Origin of the sequence: Halomonas cerina (assembly GCF_014192215.1) — a bacterium.
In the GTDB taxonomy this organism is placed as follows: Bacteria; Pseudomonadota; Gammaproteobacteria; order Pseudomonadales; family Halomonadaceae; genus Halomonas; species Halomonas cerina.
The window spans coordinates 20,452-39,876 of record NZ_JACHXP010000008.1 but is presented as its reverse complement, the minus strand read 5'-3'; the positions used below and the strand labels follow the sequence as shown (position 1 = coordinate 39,876).

15 protein-coding genes and 3 tRNA genes are annotated in these 19,425 nt (G+C 66.2%); 14 read left to right on the top strand and 4 right to left on the bottom strand.

The genetic code is table 11. The annotated features are described in order from the left end of the window. Nucleotides 1–62 precede the first annotated feature (62 nt). The 3 genes from FHR94_RS09390 (at nucleotide 63) to FHR94_RS09380 (ending at nucleotide 1,866) form a co-directional block, all read left to right on the top strand. Complete coding sequence (locus tag FHR94_RS09390) at nucleotides 63–638, top strand: hypothetical protein (RefSeq protein ID WP_183325446.1); 576 nt, start codon at nucleotides 63–65, stop codon at nucleotides 636–638. A gap of 44 nt (nucleotides 639–682) precedes the next feature. Then, on the top strand, nucleotides 683–1,438 hold the full coding sequence (locus tag FHR94_RS09385) for a hypothetical protein (protein WP_183325444.1): 756 nt from the start codon (nucleotides 683–685) through the stop codon (nucleotides 1,436–1,438). A 233-nt stretch (nucleotides 1,439–1,671) separates the two neighbouring features. After that, nucleotides 1,672–1,866 carry a ribbon-helix-helix domain-containing protein gene (locus tag FHR94_RS09380; RefSeq protein WP_183325442.1) on the top strand — a complete coding sequence of 65 codons (195 nt, stop codon included), beginning with the start codon at nucleotides 1,672–1,674 and terminating at the stop codon, nucleotides 1,864–1,866. A 1,350-nt stretch (nucleotides 1,867–3,216) separates the two neighbouring features. Here the strand turns inward: FHR94_RS09380 and FHR94_RS09375 are convergent. Both FHR94_RS09375 and FHR94_RS09370 read right to left on the bottom strand, forming a co-directional pair. Next, nucleotides 3,217–3,292, bottom strand: a tRNA-Thr gene (locus tag FHR94_RS09375). Nucleotides 3,293–3,344: 52 nt separating this feature from the next. After that, the gene (locus tag FHR94_RS09370; protein WP_183325441.1) at nucleotides 3,345–4,163 is read right to left on the bottom strand and encodes an acyl-CoA thioesterase; all 819 of its coding nucleotides are present in this window, start codon (nucleotides 4,161–4,163) and stop codon (nucleotides 3,345–3,347) included. Between the two features lie 90 nt (nucleotides 4,164–4,253). Here FHR94_RS09370 and tadA point away from each other — a divergent pair, with 90 nt between their 5' ends. Further along, complete coding sequence (tadA, locus tag FHR94_RS09365; protein WP_183325581.1) at nucleotides 4,254–4,730, top strand: tRNA adenosine(34) deaminase TadA; 477 nt, start codon at nucleotides 4,254–4,256, stop codon at nucleotides 4,728–4,730. Here tadA and mltF read toward each other — a convergent pair. After that, nucleotides 4,727–6,193 (bottom strand): membrane-bound lytic murein transglycosylase MltF, encoded by a 1,467-nt coding sequence (gene mltF, locus FHR94_RS09360; protein WP_183325580.1) that lies wholly within the window; start codon nucleotides 6,191–6,193, stop codon nucleotides 4,727–4,729. The genes tadA and mltF overlap by 4 nt on opposite strands. Before the next feature lie 157 nt (nucleotides 6,194–6,350). On the opposite strand from mltF, the gene purL reads away from it, so the two are divergent. Further along, nucleotides 6,351–10,286, top strand: coding sequence for a phosphoribosylformylglycinamidine synthase (purL, locus tag FHR94_RS09355; protein ID WP_183325439.1), 3,936 nt, complete (start codon nucleotides 6,351–6,353; stop codon nucleotides 10,284–10,286). A gap of 76 nt (nucleotides 10,287–10,362) precedes the next feature. Here the strand turns inward: purL and FHR94_RS09350 are convergent, their stop codons facing one another. After that, nucleotides 10,363–10,572 (bottom strand): hypothetical protein, encoded by a 210-nt coding sequence (locus FHR94_RS09350; protein ID WP_183325437.1) that lies wholly within the window; start codon nucleotides 10,570–10,572, stop codon nucleotides 10,363–10,365. Nucleotides 10,573–10,666: 94 nt separating this feature from the next. On the opposite strand from FHR94_RS09350, the gene radD reads away from it, so the two are divergent. The 9 genes from radD to nadA all read left to right on the top strand — a co-directional run bounded on the left by radD (nucleotide 10,667) and on the right by nadA (nucleotide 19,367). Beyond that, nucleotides 10,667–12,490, top strand: coding sequence for a DNA repair helicase RadD (gene radD / locus FHR94_RS09345; protein ID WP_183325435.1), 1,824 nt, complete (start codon nucleotides 10,667–10,669; stop codon nucleotides 12,488–12,490). A gap of 84 nt (nucleotides 12,491–12,574) precedes the next feature. Next, nucleotides 12,575–13,513, top strand: coding sequence for a segregation and condensation protein A (locus FHR94_RS09340; protein ID WP_183325433.1), 939 nt, complete (start codon nucleotides 12,575–12,577; stop codon nucleotides 13,511–13,513). After that, nucleotides 13,510–14,385, top strand: a complete 876-nt coding sequence (gene scpB / locus FHR94_RS09335) for an SMC-Scp complex subunit ScpB (protein WP_183325431.1) — start codon at nucleotides 13,510–13,512, stop codon at nucleotides 14,383–14,385. Before FHR94_RS09340 ends, scpB begins: the two co-directional genes overlap by 4 nt. Beyond that, entirely contained in the window at nucleotides 14,382–15,233 is an 852-nt protein-coding gene (gene rluB, locus FHR94_RS09330; protein WP_183325429.1) for a 23S rRNA pseudouridine(2605) synthase RluB, read from the top strand. Before scpB ends, rluB begins: the two co-directional genes overlap by 4 nt. 66 nt (nucleotides 15,234–15,299) lie before the next feature. Further along, nucleotides 15,300–15,375 (top strand) — tRNA-Lys (locus tag FHR94_RS09325). Between the two features lie 28 nt (nucleotides 15,376–15,403). Further along, nucleotides 15,404–15,479: transfer RNA gene (locus FHR94_RS09320), tRNA-Lys, on the top strand. A 136-nt stretch (nucleotides 15,480–15,615) separates the two neighbouring features. Beyond that, nucleotides 15,616–17,106 carry a glutamate-cysteine ligase family protein gene (locus tag FHR94_RS09315; RefSeq protein ID WP_183325427.1) on the top strand — a complete coding sequence of 497 codons (1,491 nt, stop codon included), beginning with the start codon at nucleotides 15,616–15,618 and terminating at the stop codon, nucleotides 17,104–17,106. Nucleotides 17,107–17,109: 3 nt separating this feature from the next. Further along, nucleotides 17,110–18,171, top strand: coding sequence for a M14 family metallopeptidase (locus FHR94_RS09310; protein ID WP_183325426.1), 1,062 nt, complete (start codon nucleotides 17,110–17,112; stop codon nucleotides 18,169–18,171). 167 nt (nucleotides 18,172–18,338) lie between these two features. Further along, nucleotides 18,339–19,367: a quinolinate synthase NadA gene (nadA, locus tag FHR94_RS09305; RefSeq protein WP_183325424.1), complete on the top strand. Its 1,029-nt coding sequence runs from the start codon at nucleotides 18,339–18,341 to the stop codon at nucleotides 19,365–19,367. Nucleotides 19,368–19,425 lie beyond the last annotated feature (58 nt).

The window sequence follows — 19,425 nt, the reverse complement described above, 5'->3', positions numbered from 1 at the left end:
CGTGTCCCGCACGTGTCCCGGCGCCAGCCCGCACGGTTGAGCGAATGGGACACGTGGGACACATGGGACACCATGAAAGGCAGGCGGGGCAGGGCAGGGCCGGCCCGGCGCATGAGGTCGAGACGCTGCTGGCCGCCCTGGCTGACGCGGGCCGCGACCTTGGGCCGGCGCTGGCGCATCGCCTACGCGAGACGCTGGCGCCCCTGAGCCGGCAGGTACGGGCCGAGCTGGTGGCCGTAATAGACGACGCCTTCGAGGTGGCCCCCGACGTGGAGGCCGCCCGCCGGCAGGCCCACCGCTTGCTAAGTAATGCTAAGGCGCTGGAGGCCGCCAAGGCGGTATGGCCGGCCTACCCTGAGCCACCGGCTTCCACTGATGCCCAGGCGCCGGCAGCGAGCCGCGTTGAGCCCGTGGCGCCCTGGCTGGCGCATATCGCCCGGCACTGCGAGCTGGTGCCGGATGACCGCCGCTATCTGCTGCACCACCTGGCCGCCCGGTCCGATGCCGAGGCCATGCGCCTGGCCCATCGCTACGTTGAGGCGTGGGCCGCTGCTGCCGCTGCCGAGTCCCAGGTCCACCGTCGCGCCAATGCCGGCAGGCGGACCGCTAATGCTTTTCTGATAGGTGCTGGCTGCTAGAATCAATCCCATAACGAGATTGTGTTACCGGGGGTAATGTCAATATGGTGCAATCGCATTTTAATATAAGAAATGTCGCTATTCTTATTCTTATTCTAGCAGCATTGCTTTGGTTCTGGCTCTTCGAGGACACGCACCTTGATATGCTAGCGGCCGATGATATCGTGCAGTTCGCCATCTATTACGGTGGGGTCATGACACCCATCATTGCTCTTATTTCGTTGATGGCCTTCCTTCGAACGTTGGGGCAGCAGAATTATCTCATTAAACAACAAGAGGAGCAGCTTAAAAACCAAAAGGAACAACTTAAAATACAAGAAGAGCAGCTTAGTTCTTTGAAAAGAGATGCGGAAAAAACAGGTATTTTTCAAGTTGTTGATCGTCTTGATCGGGATTTGAATGAACTTGCTAAGAGCAGGGCTGTTCAGGTAAAAGCAGGGAAGGGTTGCCATGCTAAGACAGTCTTTGACTTGCTAAAAGATGTAGGGGGGCGCGAGTGGAATAAATTGCCTGAATGTAAAAAATTTGGTCCGCGGCAAGAAGCAATTATGAATGGATTTGACATTGACCCAGAGGAAGATGAGTCAGTTAAGGCTTGGGATACAGCATCTATGGCCGCAATAATGTTGACAAATCTTAGGCTATATCTCGAAAAGCATGATGAGCTGGCCGAGAACTCTGTGCTGTCAAAGTATTATGCTCTAAAGTATCAGACCTTCTATTACCGTCTCGCGAGAAAAGGCTATCTAGAAAAGGAGGATATGCCAACCGAAATCCAAGAAGGAACGCATGAGCTGTGATAGTGCCTCCTCACAGTAAAGCAGTAAAATTGGGGCCATAAGCTTCATTGCAGAACGACCTGGGGAAAACCATGCTGCCGGCTGCTGGTGAGTGGCAATGATGATTCTTCCCGACTAGAAAAAAGCGGCATCAACCTGGATCCGCCGGCTATCGACCTGGACACCCTGCCCCCGCTAGACCTGACGCTGGCCGAGGTAGACTTGTCTCACGATATTGGAGAGGAGCCGACCCTATGAGCAAGAATCCTAGGCGGTTGGCCCGGCCCGTGCGCCTGATAGTGAGTGTCGAGGCTGAGCTGGTGACGACTATCGACCAACTGATGACCCAAGGGCGGCACCATGGCCACCGTAACCGCGCCGAGTTCGTGCGCCTGGCCATCGAGCGAGAGCTGGCGCGATGCCAGTCTGATGATTTCGTGAGCCCCTAAAAGGGCCGGTAGCTTGAAAAACAATCAAGATTTATCAAGGGCGCCCCAGGCTGGGCGCCTTTGCTGTGCCTGGCCGTCTGATGATTTTCATACCAGTACGCGCGCGGGCGTCACGCACCACCTTCACGCGCCGGCCAAGGCGCCAGCATGCTGACAAATGTTGACATGGCGAGGGCGCCAGCTACCTAACAAAACCTAACATCGGTGCCCGCTGATGGGCCGTCCGTCCGTGGCCGTGCTGCTGTCCGCTGGGCGTGTCCCGTAGGCGACAAAAGCCGCGATTCAAGGCGCCGGTACCAGCATGGCACTGGGCGGGGCGAGATAATGTAAGACATTTCTGATATATAAGGTGCTCCCGCCCCTACCCGGCCTTGAGGGGGCGTCGAGGCCCGAGCGCGCGCTATGTACGGCGTATGCCGTTTCGTTTCGTTTCCGCTTCCGCCTGCTGCTGATGGCCGAGCCCGCGCCGCTGCTGGGCTGGCGCCGATCCGACAACCGGAACTGGTCGGGCCAGGGCGCTGGAGAAATCCAAGGTACTGGCTGGCACCCATCCCACCGGCCACGGGGGCGCCGAGTCCCGGCCCGCGACCTTTTTTCGGCGTTTCATGTTCGCCACCACCACCTGACGCAAACCTGCATGGTTGAGCGGTTTCGAGGTGCCGAAGCTGCCGATTTGATGTTGAGGTTTGTTGAGGCGCTGGTTCGCGGCTTTGGTTCGCACGGCTGGTACGCACCATAGGTACGCACCCGGCGGCGCGTACCGCTACTAGGCAAAACTTGTATCTGTGACCTGAAGTGGACCCTACTCGTTGGACTACCTGACAGGCGAGGCCGCTGCGTCAGAAAACGTCAGTCTGCCCGCTGGTAGTCAAAAGCCAACGCGCCGGCAGGGTAGGGGGAGGTCGAATACCTGGAGCGCCAAGGCCCGGACACCGCCGCCCCCGTCAGTTTTTCATGCCCGCGAAATAAGAGATTTTTTCCCGGCAGGGCAGGGGGCGGGCCGATTCTTGAGCCGCTGGCGCCAGCCACCGGGGCGGCACTTGTCTTGAATCGCTAACCCAGTTTTTCCGGCTGAGCGGCTGGTGGCCGGCGTTATGCTCAAGCGCCAGCCGCACCTGGCCCCCTACCCCTGGCAGGGCAGCCCAGGCGATCCGCACCGGGCAGGCTGAAAAGGGCCGCTGATGCCGGACAGGTAGCAGGGTGCCGTGTGCAAGGTGCGCCCACCTGCCGGCCGGTTGCTACCTGGCCCGCCTGATTTCGCTGACTGCTACCTATTTGCTACCTAGAAGCCAAGCAACGAAAAACGGCCGCCGGCGTGATTCGCTAAGTGGCCGTTTTCATTGGTTTTTATGGTGCCGCAAAGAGGACTCGAACCTCCGACCTACGCATTACGAATGCGTTGCTCTACCAGCTGAGCTATTGCGGCGCTGCCGGCATGATACTGCCGGCGATGCCGCTCTGCCAATGTGATCGAGGGCTCAGGGCCGCAGGCGTATCAGCCCTTCCTGCGCGCTGGAGGCGACCAGGCGGCCCTGGCGGTCGTAGAGGCTGCCGCGGGCGAAGCCGCGGGCCCCACCGGCCCAGGGACTGTCCATATCGTAGAGCAGCCAGTCGTCGAGGCGCACGTCGTGGTGGAACCACAGGGCATGATCCAGGCTGGCGATCTGCAACTTCGGGTCGCGGAAGCCGAGACCGTGGGGCGCCAGCGACGTAAGGAGCAGGTTGAAGTCGGAGCTGTAGGCGAGCAGATAGCGGTGCAACGCCGGGTTGTCGGGCAGCTCGCCGTCCAGGCGGAACCAGAGCCGCTGGCGGGCGGGCGGCCCGTCAGGCTCGTCGTCCTCGTCGAGGTGCAGGAACTCGATGGGATGTCCTGGAAAGCGCTCGAGCCGGGCATCGCTTACCGCCAGCGTTTCCGGTGACGGGACGTCAGGCATCGTCGGCTGGTGGGCCAGCCCCTCCTCGCGGCCATGGAAGGAGGCGCTGCAGAAGAAGATCGGGCGGCCCTTCTGGATGGCGGTAACCCGGCGAGTGGTGAAGCTGCCACCGTCGCGGACCGTGTCGACCTGGTAGAGCACCGGGCGGTGGGGATCCCCCGGGCGCAGGAAGTAGCCATGCAGGGAGTGGACCAACCGGACGGGGTCGACGGTCTGGGTGGCGGCGGAGAGCGCCTGGCCGAGTACCTGACCGCCGAACAGCTGCGGCAGGCCGAGATCCTGGCTGTGGCCACGAAACAGGTTCTCTTCCAGGGCCTCGAGGCCCAGCAGATCCACCAGGGTGTTCAGGGCATCGTGGGTCATCCGGCTCCTCCGTGGCGCGACGGCGTGCAGGGCCGCCGCCGGTGTCATACGATCGTCTTAATGGTATCCAGTCTACGGGAGTTCACGCCATTGCGCAGCGACGAGTTCTACATGCACCGGGCACTGGACCAGGCCCGTCAAGGCCTGGCGGCCGGTGAGGTGCCGGTGGGGGCGGTGGTGGTGGACGGTGCCGGCGAGATCGTCGGGGCCGGCTTCAACGCCCCGGTGAGCGGCCATGACCCCAGCGCCCATGCCGAGATCCGCGCGCTGCGTGCGGCCGGGGCACGCCTCGGCAACTACCGCCTGGCAGGCTGTACCCTCTTCGTGACCCTAGAGCCCTGCCTGATGTGCACCGGGGCGATCATCCAGGCGCGCCTGGCCCGGGTGGTCTATGGGGCCGCCGAGCCCCGCACCGGCATGGCGGAGTCGAAGGCCAACCTCTTTGCCCAGCCCTGGTTCAACCATCGGGTCGTGGTGGAGGGCGGGGTGCTGGCGGCCCAGGCCTCGCGCCTGCTCAAGGCCTTCTTCGCCGAGCGCCGTGGCACCGGGGCGGCCCCCCCCGACTAGAGCGCCGGGGGGACACGCTCGAAGCGTGTGGCGCTCTTCGGTTCATCGGGCAGGCGGGCGTCGAGCCGGTGGAACTGCCGCTGGCTGCGATCCACGTAGGTCAGGATCTCGTAGTAGCGCCGGATATTGCGCACGTAAATCACCGGTTCGCCACCGCGGGCGTAGCCATGCCGGGTCTGGCTGTGCCACTTGCGTTCCTGCAGCAGCGGCAGCGCCTCGCGCACGTCGGGCCAGGCATCCGGGTTGCCGCCGCGCATCTCAACGAGGCGACGGGCATCATAGAGGTGGCCCAGCCCCACATTGTAGGCGGCCATGGCCATGAACAGGCGATCGTCTCCCTGGATGCTCTCGGGCAGCCGCTCGATCAGCTGGCGCAGATAGCGGGCGCCGCCATGGATGCTCTGGGCGGGGTCGAGGCGATTGTCGACACCGAGATCGCCGGCGGTGGGGTTGGTCAGCATCATCAGGCCGCGGACCCCGGTGGGGGAAGTGGCCCGGGGATCCCAATGGGACTCCTGATAGCCGATCGCGGCCAGCAGCTTCCAGTCGAAGCCAGTGTGGCGGGCAGCCTCGCGGAACAGGGCGTCGTACTCGTGCAGCCGTGCCTGGGCATGCCCGATGAAGGTACGAGCGCCGACATACTCTAGGTAGTCGTCGTGGCCGAAGTAACGGGCGATCAGGGCGTCGAGCTCGCCACTGCGCCGCAGGTCATCGAGGAAGCGGTTGGCGGCCGCGAGCAGGCCCAGGCCCTGGCCGGCGGGAAAGGCCCAGGCCAGGGAGAGTGGCTGGCCTAGGGGGAAGCCGTCCTCGACCTCGGGGAAGAACAGCCGGTTGAGCCGGAACTGATGCGCGAAGATCACCGCCGCGTCCAGGGTGCCATCCTCCACTTGACCGAGCAGCTCGGCCACCTCGAGTTCCGCCGATTCCCGCCAACTCAGGAAAGGGTGCTGGGCTTGCAATTCGCGCAGCACCAGATCGGTGCCGGCCCCGCTCAGGGTACCGATCTCCAGGCCCTCAAGGTCTGCGATCGTCTCGGGTGGGGGCAGGCCGCGGCGATAGACCAGCAGCGGCTGCAGCGGCATGATCACCCGACTGAACAGCAGCCCGTCTCGGGTGGGATCCAGGGGCAAGGCGGCTGCGCCCAGGTCGCCCTCTCGTCGCACGGCTTCCAGCACACTGGGTATATTGTGATTGGCATCCAGGGTCAGGCTGACGCCGAGGTAGTCGCTGAAGCGCCGTACCAGGTCGTACTCGAAGCCCGTGGGTCCCTGACGGCCCTCATAGTAGGTGGTGGGCGTGTTGCGGGTATGCATGCTGAGGAAATCGCGGGCCAGCACCTCCGGCAGGTGAGGGCCGGGGGGCTGGGCGGAGTATCCGGGGACCAGGGCTAGCAGCGCGGCGACACACAGCAGGGCGTTACCGCGCCGGCGGAGCCGGAAGAGGGTGTTCAGGGCGTCGGGCATATCGGCGATGTGCAGCGATGAGTCCTTCACCATAACCAGCGCGACGGTGGCTGTCACCAACACCGATTTCTCGCACCCGGCGCTTTCCAGTATCATGTGCGCTCATTGCCGCCGGCCGCGGCCCCCGAACTCCCCCCGTTTTCAGAGGCTCCAGGATATGCTCGAACTGCGAGGTGCGCCCGCCCTTTCCGCTTTCCGTCATGCCAAGCTGCTGGCCGCACTGCGTGAATCCGTCCCCGAGGTGGAGGCCTTGTATGCCGAGCATGTGCACTTCGTCGACCACGAGGCCGACCTGGATGACGACGAGCAGCGGCGGCTGACCCAACTGCTCGATTATGGTCCGGTACGGGAGGAGGAAGGCCGCCCCGAGGGCCAGCTGTTCCTGGTGGTGCCACGCCTCGGTACCCAGTCACCCTGGTCCTCCAAGGCCACCGACATCGCCCGCAACTGCGGTTTGACGCGGGTGCGGCGTATCGAACGGGGCGTTGCCTATCGCGTCAAGGTGGAGGGCACCTTCTCCGAGGCCGCCTTCGAGCAGATCCAGGCCGCCCTGCACGATCGCATGACCGAGACGGTGCTGGCCGATGCCAGCGATGCGGCGAAGCTTTTCGCCCACCACGCGCCGGCGCCGCTGGGCAGCGTGGATATCCTGAAGGGCGGTCGTGAGGCGCTGGCCACCGCCAACGTCGCGTTGGGGCTGGCGCTCGCCGAGGACGAGATCGACTACCTGGTCGAGGCCTTCCGCGACCTGGGCCGCAACCCCACGGATGTCGAGCTGATGATGTTCGCCCAGGCCAACTCCGAGCACTGTCGCCACAAGATCTTCAACGCCGACTGGATGATCGACGGTGAGGCGCAGCCGCGCTCGCTGTTCCAGATGATCAAGAACACCTTTGAGCGCTCGCCCACGGACATCCTCTCCGCCTACAGCGATAACGCGGCGGTGATCCGCGGGAGCCAGGCCGGCCGCTTCTTCCCGATGCCGCTCGCCGGCCTGGCCGGTGAGCGGGCCACCTATGGCATGTCCCGGGAGCCGATCCAGATGCTGATGAAGGTGGAGACCCACAACCATCCCACGGCCATCGCGCCGCATCCCGGCGCGGCCACCGGCGCCGGCGGTGAGATCCGCGACGAGGGCGCCACCGGTATCGGCGGCAAGCCCAAGGCGGGGCTGACCGGCTTCACCGTCTCCAACCTGCGCATCCCCGAGTTCGTGCAGCCCTGGGAGGCCTTCGACTATGGCAAGCCCGAGCGCATCCAGTCGGCGCTTCAGATCATGCTCGAGGGGCCCATTGGCGGGGCCGCCTTCAACAACGAGTTCGGCCGTCCCAACCTGGCCGGGGTCTTCCGCACCTACGAGCAGGATGCGCTGGGCAGCGACGGCATCGAGCGGCGCGGCTACCACAAGCCGATCATGCTCGCCGGTGGCTACGGCAACATCCGCGACGGCCATGTTGAGAAGGGCGAGATCCCGGTCGGCGGTCAGCTGATCGTGATGGGCGGGCCGTCCATGCTGATCGGCCTGGGCGGTGGGGCGGCCTCCTCCATGGCCTCCGGCGCCTCAAGCGCCGACCTGGACTTCGCCTCGGTGCAGCGCGATAACCCCGAACTCGAGCGCCGCGCCCAGGAGGTCATCGACCGCTGCTGGGCGCTGGGCGAGTCCAACCCGATCCGCTTCATCCATGATGTGGGCGCTGGCGGGTTGTCCAATGCCCTGCCGGAGCTGGTCAAGGACGGCGAGCGTGGCGGGCGCTTCGATTTGCGCGCCGTGCCCAACGCCGAGCCGGGCATGAGCCCTCTGGAGATCTGGTGCAACGAGGCGCAGGAGCGCTACGTGCTGGCGGTGGCCCCCGAGGACCTGGAAACCTTCGACGCCCTGTGTCGGCGCGAGCGTTGCCCCTATGCCGTGGTGGGCGAGGCCTGCGAGGCGCACCACCTGACGGTGACCGACGGCCATTTCGAGAGCCAGCCGGTCGACCTGCCGATGAGCGTGCTGTTCGGCAAGCCACCCAGGATGCAGCGCGAGTTCACACGCCGGACCAATACGCTGTCCGGGGTGATGCTCGACAACCTGGACCTGCGCGAGGCCATGGACCGGGTGCTGCGCCTGCCTGCCGTGGCCGCCAAGGGCTTTCTGATTACCATCGGCGACCGCTCCATCACCGGCCAGGTGGCCCGTGACCAGATGGTCGGCCCCTGGCAGGTGCCGGTGGCCGATGTGGCGGTGACCACGGCCAGTTTCGATACCCATGCCGGCGAGGCCATGGCCATGGGCGAGCGCCCCCCGGTGGCGCTCATCGACCCCGCGGCCAGCGCCCGCCTGGCGGTGGCCGAGGCCATCACCAACCTGGCCGCCGCGCCCATCGAGAAGCTCGGTGACATCAAGCTCTCCGCCAACTGGATGAGCGCCGCCGACCATCCCGGCGAGAACCAGGCCCTGTATGATGCCGTGCACGCGGTGGGCATGGAACTGTGCCCGGCGCTGGGCATCGCCATCCCGGTGGGCAAGGACTCCATGTCCATGCGTACCGCCTGGCAGGAGGAGAATGCCCAGGGCGACGTCGAGGAAAAGAGCGTCACCTCGCCGCTGTCGCTGTCGGTCACCGGCTTCGCCCCGGTTACCGATGCGCTGGGGACCCTCACCCCGCAGATCAATCTGGAGCAGGACGAGTCCGACTTGATCCTAATCGACTTGGGCGGCGGCCAGAACCGCCTGGGGGGCTCGGCCCTGGCCCAGGTCTACGGCCAGGTGGGCGACGCCTGCCCCGACCTGGACGACGCGGAAGACCTCAAGGCGTTCTTCGCGGTGATCCAGGGCCTGAACGCCGAGGGCCGGCTGCTGGCCTACCACGACCGCAGCGATGGCGGCTTGCTGGTAACCCTGCTGGAGATGGCCTTCGCCGCCCACGCGGGCCTGGAGATCAAGCTCGACTGGCTGATCGATGAGGCCGTCGAGGCGGTCGATGCCCTGTTCGCCGAGGAACTGGGTGCGGTGATCCAGGTGAACCGCCAATATACCGAGGACGTGCTGGCGCAGTTCGCCGCCGCCGGGATCGAGACCTGCGGGGTCATCGCCCGGCCGCGCTACGACGATCAGGTGCGCGTCACGCTGTTCGAGGAGCCGCTGCTCGAGACCACCCGGCTGTTGGCCCAGCGCACCTGGGTCGAGACCAGCTACCGCATGCAGGCGCTGCGCGATAACCCCGACTGCGCCAAGAGCGAGTTCGACGGCCTGCTCGATGGCCGCGATCCGGGCCTCTCGGCGAGCCCGACCTTCGAGGTAAACGAGGACATCGCGTCACCCTTCGTCAATACCGCCAGGCCCCCGGTGGCGGTGCTGCGCGAGCAGGGGGTCAACGGCCAGTTGGAGATGGCCTGGGCCTTCGATCATGCTGGCTTCGAAGCCGTGGACGTGCATATGAGCGATATCCTCGAAGGACGCGTGCGTCTGGAGGACTTCAAGGGGCTGGTGGCCTGTGGCGGCTTCTCCTATGGTGACGTGCTGGGCGCCGGCGGCGGCTGGGCCCGGTCGGTGCTGTTCAACGCGCGCGCCCGGGAGCAGTTCGCCGGCTTCTTCGGCCGCGACGACAGCTTCGCGCTGGGGGTGTGCAACGGCTGTCAGATGCTCGCCCAGCTCAAGGCGCTGATCCCTGGCGCCGAGGCCTGGCCGCGCTTCGTGCGCAACGAGTCCGAGCAGTTCGAGGCCCGGGTGGCCATGGTCCAGGTGGAAGAGAGTCCATCGATCCTGCTGGCCGGCATGGAAGGTTCACGTCTGCCGATTGCCGTGGCCCACGGCGAGGGCCGCGCCGAGTTCCGCGACAGCGCCCACCTGCGCAGTATCCAGGGCAGCGGCCAGGTCGCCCTACGCTACCTGGATAACCACGGCCAGGTGACCACCCGCTACCCAGCCAATCCCAACGGCTCGCCCTCGGGCATCACCGGTCTGACGACCACCGATGGTCGTGTCACCATCATGATGCCCCACCCGGAGCGGGTCGTGCGGGCGGTGACCAACTCCTGGCGTCCCGCCGAATGGACGAAGGACGGCGCCTGGATGCGCCTGTTTCGCAACGCCCGCGTCTGGCTCGGCTGATCGCGGACTCGCCCCGTGACAGACCGATGCCCGGGACGCTTGCCCGGGCATCGGCATCTCAGGGAGTGCAGGATGATCAGGATGTACTGGCGTCACCTTCTCGGCCCTTGAGCCGAGCCTCGAGGTCCTCGACGGCGTGGCGAAACTGGGCCTGGAAGTAGTCGAAGCGGCCGAAATCGTAGTCACAGTCGTCGCAGTAGACGTGATACTGGTCCTCGCGGCCCGGTGGGAAGCGCTTGCTCCGGCTTCCGCACTTGGGGCACTCGGGGCTGGTCTTGAGTTTCATTCGCGTCCCTCCTCTTTTAAATTGGACGACGCGCATCGTCCTGGATTCCCCTTTAGGTATCATGGCACTCCACACCGAGGTCAAGCGTTGATCCATGGCAGACTCCCTGGACACCCCCGCGACGGAGCATGGCGGTGCCCCGTCATTGCGCCCCTACCAGCGCGAGGCGGTAGCCCGTGTGGTCACGCACTTCCGCCATTTCGACGCTCCCGCGGTGGTGGTGCTGCCCACCGGCAGTGGCAAGTCGCTGGTGATTGCCGAACTGGCCCGGTTGGCCCGCGGCCGGGTGCTGGTGCTGGCCCACGTACGCGAGTTGGTGGAGCAGAACCAGGCCAAGTACCGGGCCTACGGCCTAAAGGCCGATATCTTCAGCGCCGGCCTGGGGCGCAAGGAGGCCGGACGCCAGGTGGTGTTCGGTTCGGTGCAGTCGGTAGTCAGAAATCTCGGCACTTTCTCGGATGGTGCCTTTACCCTGCTGGTGATCGACGAATGCCATCGGGTCTCGCCGGACGAGGGTACCAGTTATCGAAAGGTGATCGATCACCTGAGCCAAGCCAATCCGCGCCTCAAGGTGTTGGGGCTCACCGCCACGCCCTATCGCCTCGGTCAGGGCTTTATCTATCATCGCCACCACCATGGCATGGTGCGCGGCGACGCGGACTGCTTCTTCCGTGACTGTGTCTTCGAGCAGCCGCTGCGGCTGATGGTCAAGCGGGGCTATCTGGCGCCTCCCGTGCACCGCGATGCTGCCGTGGAACGCTACGATTTCTCGGCGCTGCGGCCGGCCTCGAGCGGTCTGTTCCGGGAGGATGAGCTCGACCGGGTGGTGGCAGGCCACCGGGCCACCCCGGGCATCGTCGCGGAGGTGATCGAGCGCGCCCGGGACCGCCGGGGGGTGATGCTCTTCGCCGCTACCGTGGCCCACGCCGAGGAGATCCTGGGCTATCTGCCGACGGGGCGAGCGGCGCTGGTCACCGGCGCCACCGCCGGGCGCGAGCGCGAACGGCTTATTGCAGCCTTCAAGGCCCGCAGCGTTAAGTATCTGGTCAATGTGGCGGTGTTGACCACCGGTTTCGATGCGCCCCATGTGGACCTGATCGCCATCCTGCGCCCCACCGAGTCGGTAGGGCTCTATCAGCAGATCGTCGGTCGGGGGTTGCGCCTGGCGCCGGGCAAGACCGACTGCCTGGTGCTGGACTATGCCGGGAATCCTTGGGACCTCTATGCGCCGGAGGTAGGCTCGCCGAAACCCGCCAACGATACCGAACCGGTGCAGGTGGAATGCCCGGCCTGCGGTCATGCCAACCTGTACTGGGGCCGGCGCGACGGCGACCTGGTCATCGAGCACTTCGGACGGCGTTGCCAGGGGCTGGTAAATGTCGACACCGCCGAGCCCGCATTGCCGGGAGAGGCGCGGCGCACGCGACAGTGCGCGTTCCGCTATCGCTTCAAGGTCTGCGAGGCGTGCGGTGCCGAGAACGATATCGCCGCGCGGCAGTGCCACGGCTGTCGGGCGCGGCTGGTCGACCCTGACGACAAGCTGCGCGAGGCGCTCAAGCTGCGCGATGCCCGGGTATTGCGCGTCTCGGGCATGGCCCTGGAGGCCACCGTCAACGGCCGCGGCCTGCCGCGGCTCAAGGTCATCTACCACGACGAGGATGGCGCGACACTCGCCGAATGGTTCGCCCTGGAGACCCCGGCTCAGCGGGCCGCCTTCGCCGTCGCCTTCCTGCGCGACCACCTGCGGGCCCCGGGAAGCCGCTGGTCGCCGTGCACGCCGGAAGAAGTGATCACCGAGCAGCATCGCCTACGCGCCCCGGACTTCGTGGTTGGGCGCCAGGCAGGGCGCCACTGGCGGGTGCGTGAGAAGCTGTTCGACTATACGGGGCGTTACCGACGGGCCGAGGTCGCGGGCTGAGCCACGGCTTACCCTGATGAGGCGGCTCTTGTAGACTGTGCGATCGACCATCCGCCACCGTGACAGCCGGGAGGCCAGACCCGCGTGAGCGAGACGCCCCAGACCCTTGACGCGCCGTCGCGTGACGACACCACCGGGCCGCCTGCACCTGCCGCCCAGCAGGCGGTGGCGCTGGGCAGACTGTTCGATGAGCCGATCACCCAGCTGCCGGAGGATCTGTATATCCCCCCGGAAGCCCTCAGGGTGTTCCTGGAGGCCTTCGAAGGCCCGCTGGATCTGCTGCTCTACCTGATCCGGCGACAGAACCTCGACATCCTGGCCATCGATGTGGCGGCCATCACCCGCCAGTACATCGAGTACGTGGAGCTGATGAAGGCCATGGAGATCGAGCTGGCCGGCGAGTACCTGCTGATGGCGGCGATGCTCGCCGAGATCAAGTCGCGTACCCTGCTGCCCCGCCCCCCGAAGGAGGACGGCGATGACGAGGAGGGGGATCCGCGGGCCGAGTTGATTCGTCGCTTGCAGGAGTACGAACGGCTCAAGCAGGCCGCCGAGGCACTGGCCGAGTTGCCCCGGCTGGGTCGCGACTGGTTCCCGGCTCGTGCGGCGCTGCCGCCGCTTCAATCGCGGGTGATTCACCCGGAGGTGGGGCTCGATGAGCTGTTGGGGGCGCTGGCCGGCATCCTGCGTCGCGCCGAGCTCAACCAGGTTCACCAGATCAGTCGCGAGGTGCTCTCTACCCGGGAGCGCATGCTGGCGATCATGGAACGCCTGCACCATGCGCACTACACCTCCTTCGAGTCACTCTTTACCCTGGAGGAGGGGCGAGCCGGCATGGTCGTCACCTTCATGGCGATCCTCGAGCTTGCCAAGGAGGCCATGCTCGAGATCGTGCAGAACGCGCCGCTCTCGCCGATCCATGTAAGGGCCCGGCTGAAGGAACAGGGAGCAGTCGAGACAAAGGCCCTGGAAGAGGAGGGGGGGGAGAGCCCCTTCGAGGAGCACAAGGGCGCGCCATCATGACCGCCATGGAATTCCCCGAGGCCCTCGACGATATTCTCGAGGCGGCCCTGCTGGCCGCTGGCGAGCCGCTATCCCTCGAGCGCCTCGAGGCCTTGTTCGACGATCACGAGCGCCCCCCGAGGCGGTCCCTGCGCGAGGCCCTGGGCCGCGTCGAAGGGCGCCATGCGCGCGGAGCCATGGAACTGCTGGAGACCGCCTCGGGCTACCAGCTGCGTATCCGGCCGCGCCTCTCGTCCTGGGTGTCGCGGCTGTGGGACGAGCGGCCGCAGCGCTACTCCCGGGCGCTGCTGGAGACGTTGGCGCTGATCGCCTACCGTCAGCCGGTGACGCGCGGCGACATCGAGGAGGTGCGCGGTGTCACGGTGAGTGGCTCGATCATGCGCACCCTGCACGATCGGGGATGGGTGCGGGTGGTGGGGCACCGCGATGTGCCGGGACGCCCGGCGGTCTATGCCACCACCCGGACCTTCCTCGACGACTTCGGGTTGAAGACCCTGGACGCGCTGCCGCCGATGCACGAGCTCAAGACGTTCGACGAGCCGCGCCTCGAGGAGGCGGCGCCCCCGCCTCAGCAGGAGTTGCTGACTCAGGCGGATGAGGCCCCGGACAACGGGCCGGAGAGCGAGGAGACCCCGACTGCCGCCACGCCGCCCGAGACGGACGGCGAGAGGGCACCGACACCGGACGAGCCGGGGCCAGGCGAGACGACGGCCGGGAGGGCCGCCGAGACCCACGCCGGGAAGGCGTCAGAGCGGGCAGGGCTGAGCTTCGCCGATCTGGAGGCGCGCCTGTCCGAGCGTGCCCGTGGCCGCGTCGACGAGGACGCCACCACGGACACGGTATCCACTACCAGTGAGACAGATGACCGATGAGTACCACCACCGAGAAACTGCAAAAGGTCCTGGCCCGTGCCGGGCTGGGCTCGCGCCGCGAGATGGAAGGCGTCATCGCCGAGGGCCGCGTCAAGGTCAATGGCCAGGTGGCGACCCTGGGAGATCGCGTCGAGCCGCGCGACCGGGTCAGTCTGGATGATCGTCCGGTGACGCTGCGTGGCGCCGAGGAGGTCCCGCGCCGGGTGATCATGTACAACAAGCCCGAGGGCGAGCTGTGCACCCGCAAGGACCCGGAGGGCCGGCGCACGGTCTTCGATCGCCTGCCGCGTCTCAAGGGCGAGCGCTGGATCGCCATTGGCCGCCTGGATATCAATACCAGTGGGCTGTTGCTGTTCACTACCGACGGCGAGCTGGCCAACCGGCTGATGCATCCCTCCACCCAGGTCGAGCGGGAATATGCCGTGCGGGTGATGGGCGAGGTCAAGCCGGACCAGGTCAAGGCCATGGTCGAGGGTGTGATGCTCGATGATGGCCCGGCGCGGTTCACCGATGTCCAGGAGTTCGGCGGCGAGGGCATCAACACCTGGTTCCACGTGGTGATCATGGAGGGGCGCAACCGCGAGGTCCGCCGGCTCTGGGAGTCCCAGGGGCTCACCGTCAGCCGCCTCAAGCGGGTGCGCTATGGCAATATCTTCCTCGACAAGCGGGCCAAGGCCGGCGAGTGGGTGGAGTTGGGCCAGGACGAGGTCGACGACCTCGCCGAGCTGGCCGGCCTGCCGCCCCGCAAGGTGCCGGAGCTGACCCCCGACGAGAAGAACCGCTGGAGTCGTGACAAGCACAAGCGCAAGCCGGTCCAGGCCATGCGCAAGCCCCGGCCGCGCCGATAGGCGGTGGCCGGAAAAAAACACTTGCCAGTCCAGGGGCATATCCGTATTATCTGCACCCGTTCGGACGGGTCGTTAGCTCAGTTGGTAGAGCAGTTGGCTTTTAACCAATTGGTCGTAGGTTCGAATCCTACACGACCCACCATCCGGACCTGAGATGCTGCATGCAGCATGGGTCGTTAGCTCAGTTGGTAGAGCAGTTGGCTTTTAACCAATTGGTCGTAGGTTCGAATCCTACACGACCCACCATACATAGGCTTCAGGACTTCCCAGAAGACCCCGGAAAGCCAGCAAAAAAGCGCCTACGGGCGCTTTTTTGTTGTCGGTACGGCATGCCGCCCGCCTAGACTGACAATGATGCCGGACATTGACAGGGGGCCGGGCGATGGGGTCGAGCGTGGACCGTGACGACTTCACGGAGGCCGAGGCCAGGCGGTTCGACGAGCGCCTGCAGACCAGTCTTGCCATGTTGCAGACCCTGCTGCGCCAGCCGGGGTTCGGGAGCGGTGAGCCAAGCCTCGGTGCGGAACTGGAGACCTATATCGCCGATGGCGACGGGCGCGTGCTGCCGATCAACCGGCAGCTCATGGCGGCCCTGCAGGATCCACAGCTGCAGCTGGAGCTGAACCGCTTCAACATCGAATACAACCTCACCCCCCTGCCGCTGGCAGGCTCCCCCCTGCAGGCCCTGGAGCGACAGCTATGCCAGGCCCTGGCACGCTTGCAGAAGGCCGCGGCGGCCTACCAGGGACAGATCATCCCCATCGGTATCCTGCCCACCCTGCGACGCGACGACCTCGGCCCCCGGGCGATGACCGATCTGCCGCGCTATCGGGCGCTCGAGCGGGCCCTCAAGCGGCTGCGTGGCGAGGACTTCGACGTCGAGATTCACGGTGTGGACAGTGTCCACGTCTCCAGCGCTCACGTGGTGCTCGAGGGCGCCAATACCTCCTTCCAGGTGCACCTGCGGGTAACGCCGACACGCTATGCCGAGACCTTCAACACCGTGCAACTGGTGACGCCACTGGTGCTTGCGCTGGCGGCCAACTCCCCGCTGTTCCTGCAGCGGCGCCTGTGGGACGAGACCCGCATCGCCCTGTTCCCGCAGTCGGTGGACTGTCGCGCCCACGGCAGAGGGCGCTGGCAACAGCCGTCACGGGTCGCCTTCGGCCAGGGGTGGATGCGCCGCAGTGCCTGGGAGCTGTTCGCCGAGGCGGTCGCCCTGCATCCGCCGCTGATCCCCCGCAACAGTGACACGCCACCCGAGGCGTGGTGTCCCGGGGAGGACGCACCGCCACTGGCAGAGCTGCGCCTGCACATGAGCACCATCTGGTCCTGGAATCGGGCGGTCTATGACCCCGTCGACGGGGGGCACCTGCGGGTGGAGATCCGCTCCCTGCCGGCGGGGCCGACCGCGCAAGACATGGTCGCCAACACGGCCTTGATGTTGGGCCTGGTGCTGGGGATGCGCGATGACGTCGAGAGATGGGTGAGCGCCATCCCCTTCCGGTATGCGGAGCATAATTTCTATCGCGCTGCCCGGGCGGGGCTGGATGCCTGCCTGTTGTGGCCCCATCGTCAGCACCATCGGCTGGTGGAGGTGCCGGTCGTGGAACTCCTGGAGAGGCTGCTGCCCTATGCCTGGTCGGGCCTGCGCGCCGCCGGGGTGACGGACGCCGACGTCGGCCGCTATCTTGCGGTGATCGAGGAGCGTCTGGCAACGCGTACCAGTGGGGCCCGCTGGCAGCGCCGGATGCTGGCGCAGTTCGAGCAGCGAGGCGTCCAGCGTCTCGAGGCCTGTCGCCTGGTGGTCCAGCGCTATTGCGAGGCGGTGGCTACCAACCAACCCGTGGCGCACTGGTCGACGGAGGTGTGAACCGTGTCATCGACGCTGTCATCGACCCTGCCTGTCCTTGTCGACCCCCCCGTCGATCACCACGATGTGGTGGCCTGGCTTGCGTCACTCGATGGTCCCACCTGGATCGAGCTGTCCGGTATCGATGACCAGCGCTGCCGGGTGATCACCACCCTGCTGCACGGCAACGAGCCCTCCGGCCTGCTGGCGCTGCATCGCTGGCTGGCGGAGCGCCCGCGACCACAGACCCGCCTGGCGGTGCTGGTGGCCAACGTCGAGGCAGCGCTGGCGTCGCCGGTGCTCACTCGCCGTATCGCCCCGGCCGGCCGGGACCTGAACCGCTGTTTTCGACCGCCCTGGGCGGATGCCTCCGGCGTGCTTGCCCAGGCCATCGCCCGGGACATCGTGGCGCGCTGCCCGGAATGCGTGATCGATGTGCACAATACCTCGGGCGACGGTCCTGCCTTCGCGGTCGCCACGCACCGTGACCCCCACGTCGAGGCCCTGGCGAGCCATTTCTGCGACCGGCTGATCGTCACCGACTTCCGCCTGGGTAGCCTGATGGAGTTGCCGTTCACCCATCCGTTCCCCCCCGGGTGTCCCGTCTTCACCCTCGAGTGTGGGGGGGCCATGCAGCCCGCCTCCGTGGAGGTGGCGATCGAGGCCTACCGGCAGCTGGCCGAGTGGCAGGACGTGACGGGCCTGGAGGCCGATCCCGCCCTCGAGGTGCTGGTGCATCCGCTGCGCGTGGAGCTTGCCCCCGGTGCCAGCCTCGACTACGCGCGGACGCCGCAACCCGGCATGGACGTGACGCTGTGGTCGCGTATCGATGCATGCAATCAAGGCGTGACCATGCCGAACGTGTGCCTCGGCTGGTTGGGGCGGAGAGGGCTGACGACGCTGCAGGCCCGTGACGCCCGCGGCGAGGACCGCATTCGGCAGCTGTTGTGCGAGCGCGGCGGCGGTCTCTATCCTCGCCACCCGTTGCGCCTGTTCATGGCCACCACCCATGTTGAGATCGCCCGTAGCGATTGCCTGTTCTACGCGGTACCCGCCGATGAGGCGCACGGGGTGACAGATTTCTGACGCGAATCGAACACTGGCCGGGCAATCTGGTCTAGAATGGGCGTGGGTCGGCCATGGCGAGAGACGCGGCGGTTGACCCTGTGGCGTGCTGCACCGTGCGGAGCGCACGAGCGGCGGCACCTGGTGTAACGCAGGGGGAGCCCCTGCCGGTCACAGTGGTAGACACGATGACGATCATGACTTCCCGTGCCGAGCTGCGCGACCAGCTGGCACGTACCTATTGCCCTACCCGTATTCCCGCCGAGGACGAGGCCCGCATCGAGGAGATCAAGGCGCTGCTCGAGGCGAACAATGCCGTCCTGGTGGCCCATTACTACACCGACGATGCCATCCAGCAGCTCGCCGAGGAGACCGGTGGCTGCGTGGCCGATTCCCTGGAGATGGCGCGCTTCGGTGCCCGGCATGAGGCCGAGACCCTGGTCGTGGCCGGGGTACGTTTCATGGGCGAGACGGCCAAGATCCTCTCCCCGGAGAAACGTGTGCTGATGCCGACCCTGGAGGCCACCTGCTCGCTCGACGTGGGCTGCCCGGCCGAGGAGTTCAGCGCCTTCTGTGACGCCCACCCCGACCGCACCGTGGTGGTCTATGCCAACACCTCGGCGGCGGTGAAGGCCCGCGCCGACTGGGTGGTGACCTCGTCGATTGCCGTGGACGTGATCGAGCACCTCAAGGCCCGCGGCGAGAAAATCCTGTGGGCCCCGGACAAGCACCTGGGCGGCTATATCCAGAAGCAGACCGGCGCCGACATGCTGCTGTGGGACGGTGCCTGCATCGTCCATGAGGAGTTCAAGGCCAAGGGGGTCGAGGACCTCAAGGGCCTCTATCCGGAGGCGGCGGTGCTGGTGCACCCTGAGTCCCCGGAATCGGTGGTCGAGCTGGCCGACGTGGCGGGTTCGACGTCCCAGCTAATCAAGGCGGCCAAGGAGTTGCCCAACGACAAGCTGATCGTGGCCACCGACCGCGGCATCTTCTTCAAGATGCAGCAGGCGGTGCCGGACAAGACCCTGTTCGAGGCGCCCACCGCCGGCAACGGTGCCACTTGCAAGAGCTGTGCCCACTGCCCCTGGATGGCGATGAACGCCCTAGACAACCTGGCCGGCAGCCTGCGTGACGGCAGCGGCGAGATCTTCGTCGATGACGCCCTGCGTCTCGCCGCCCTGAAGCCCCTGGAGCGGATGCTCAACTTCAATTCCTGAGCTACGAGCTACGAGCTACGAGCTACGAGCTACGAGCTACGAGCTACGAGCTACGAGC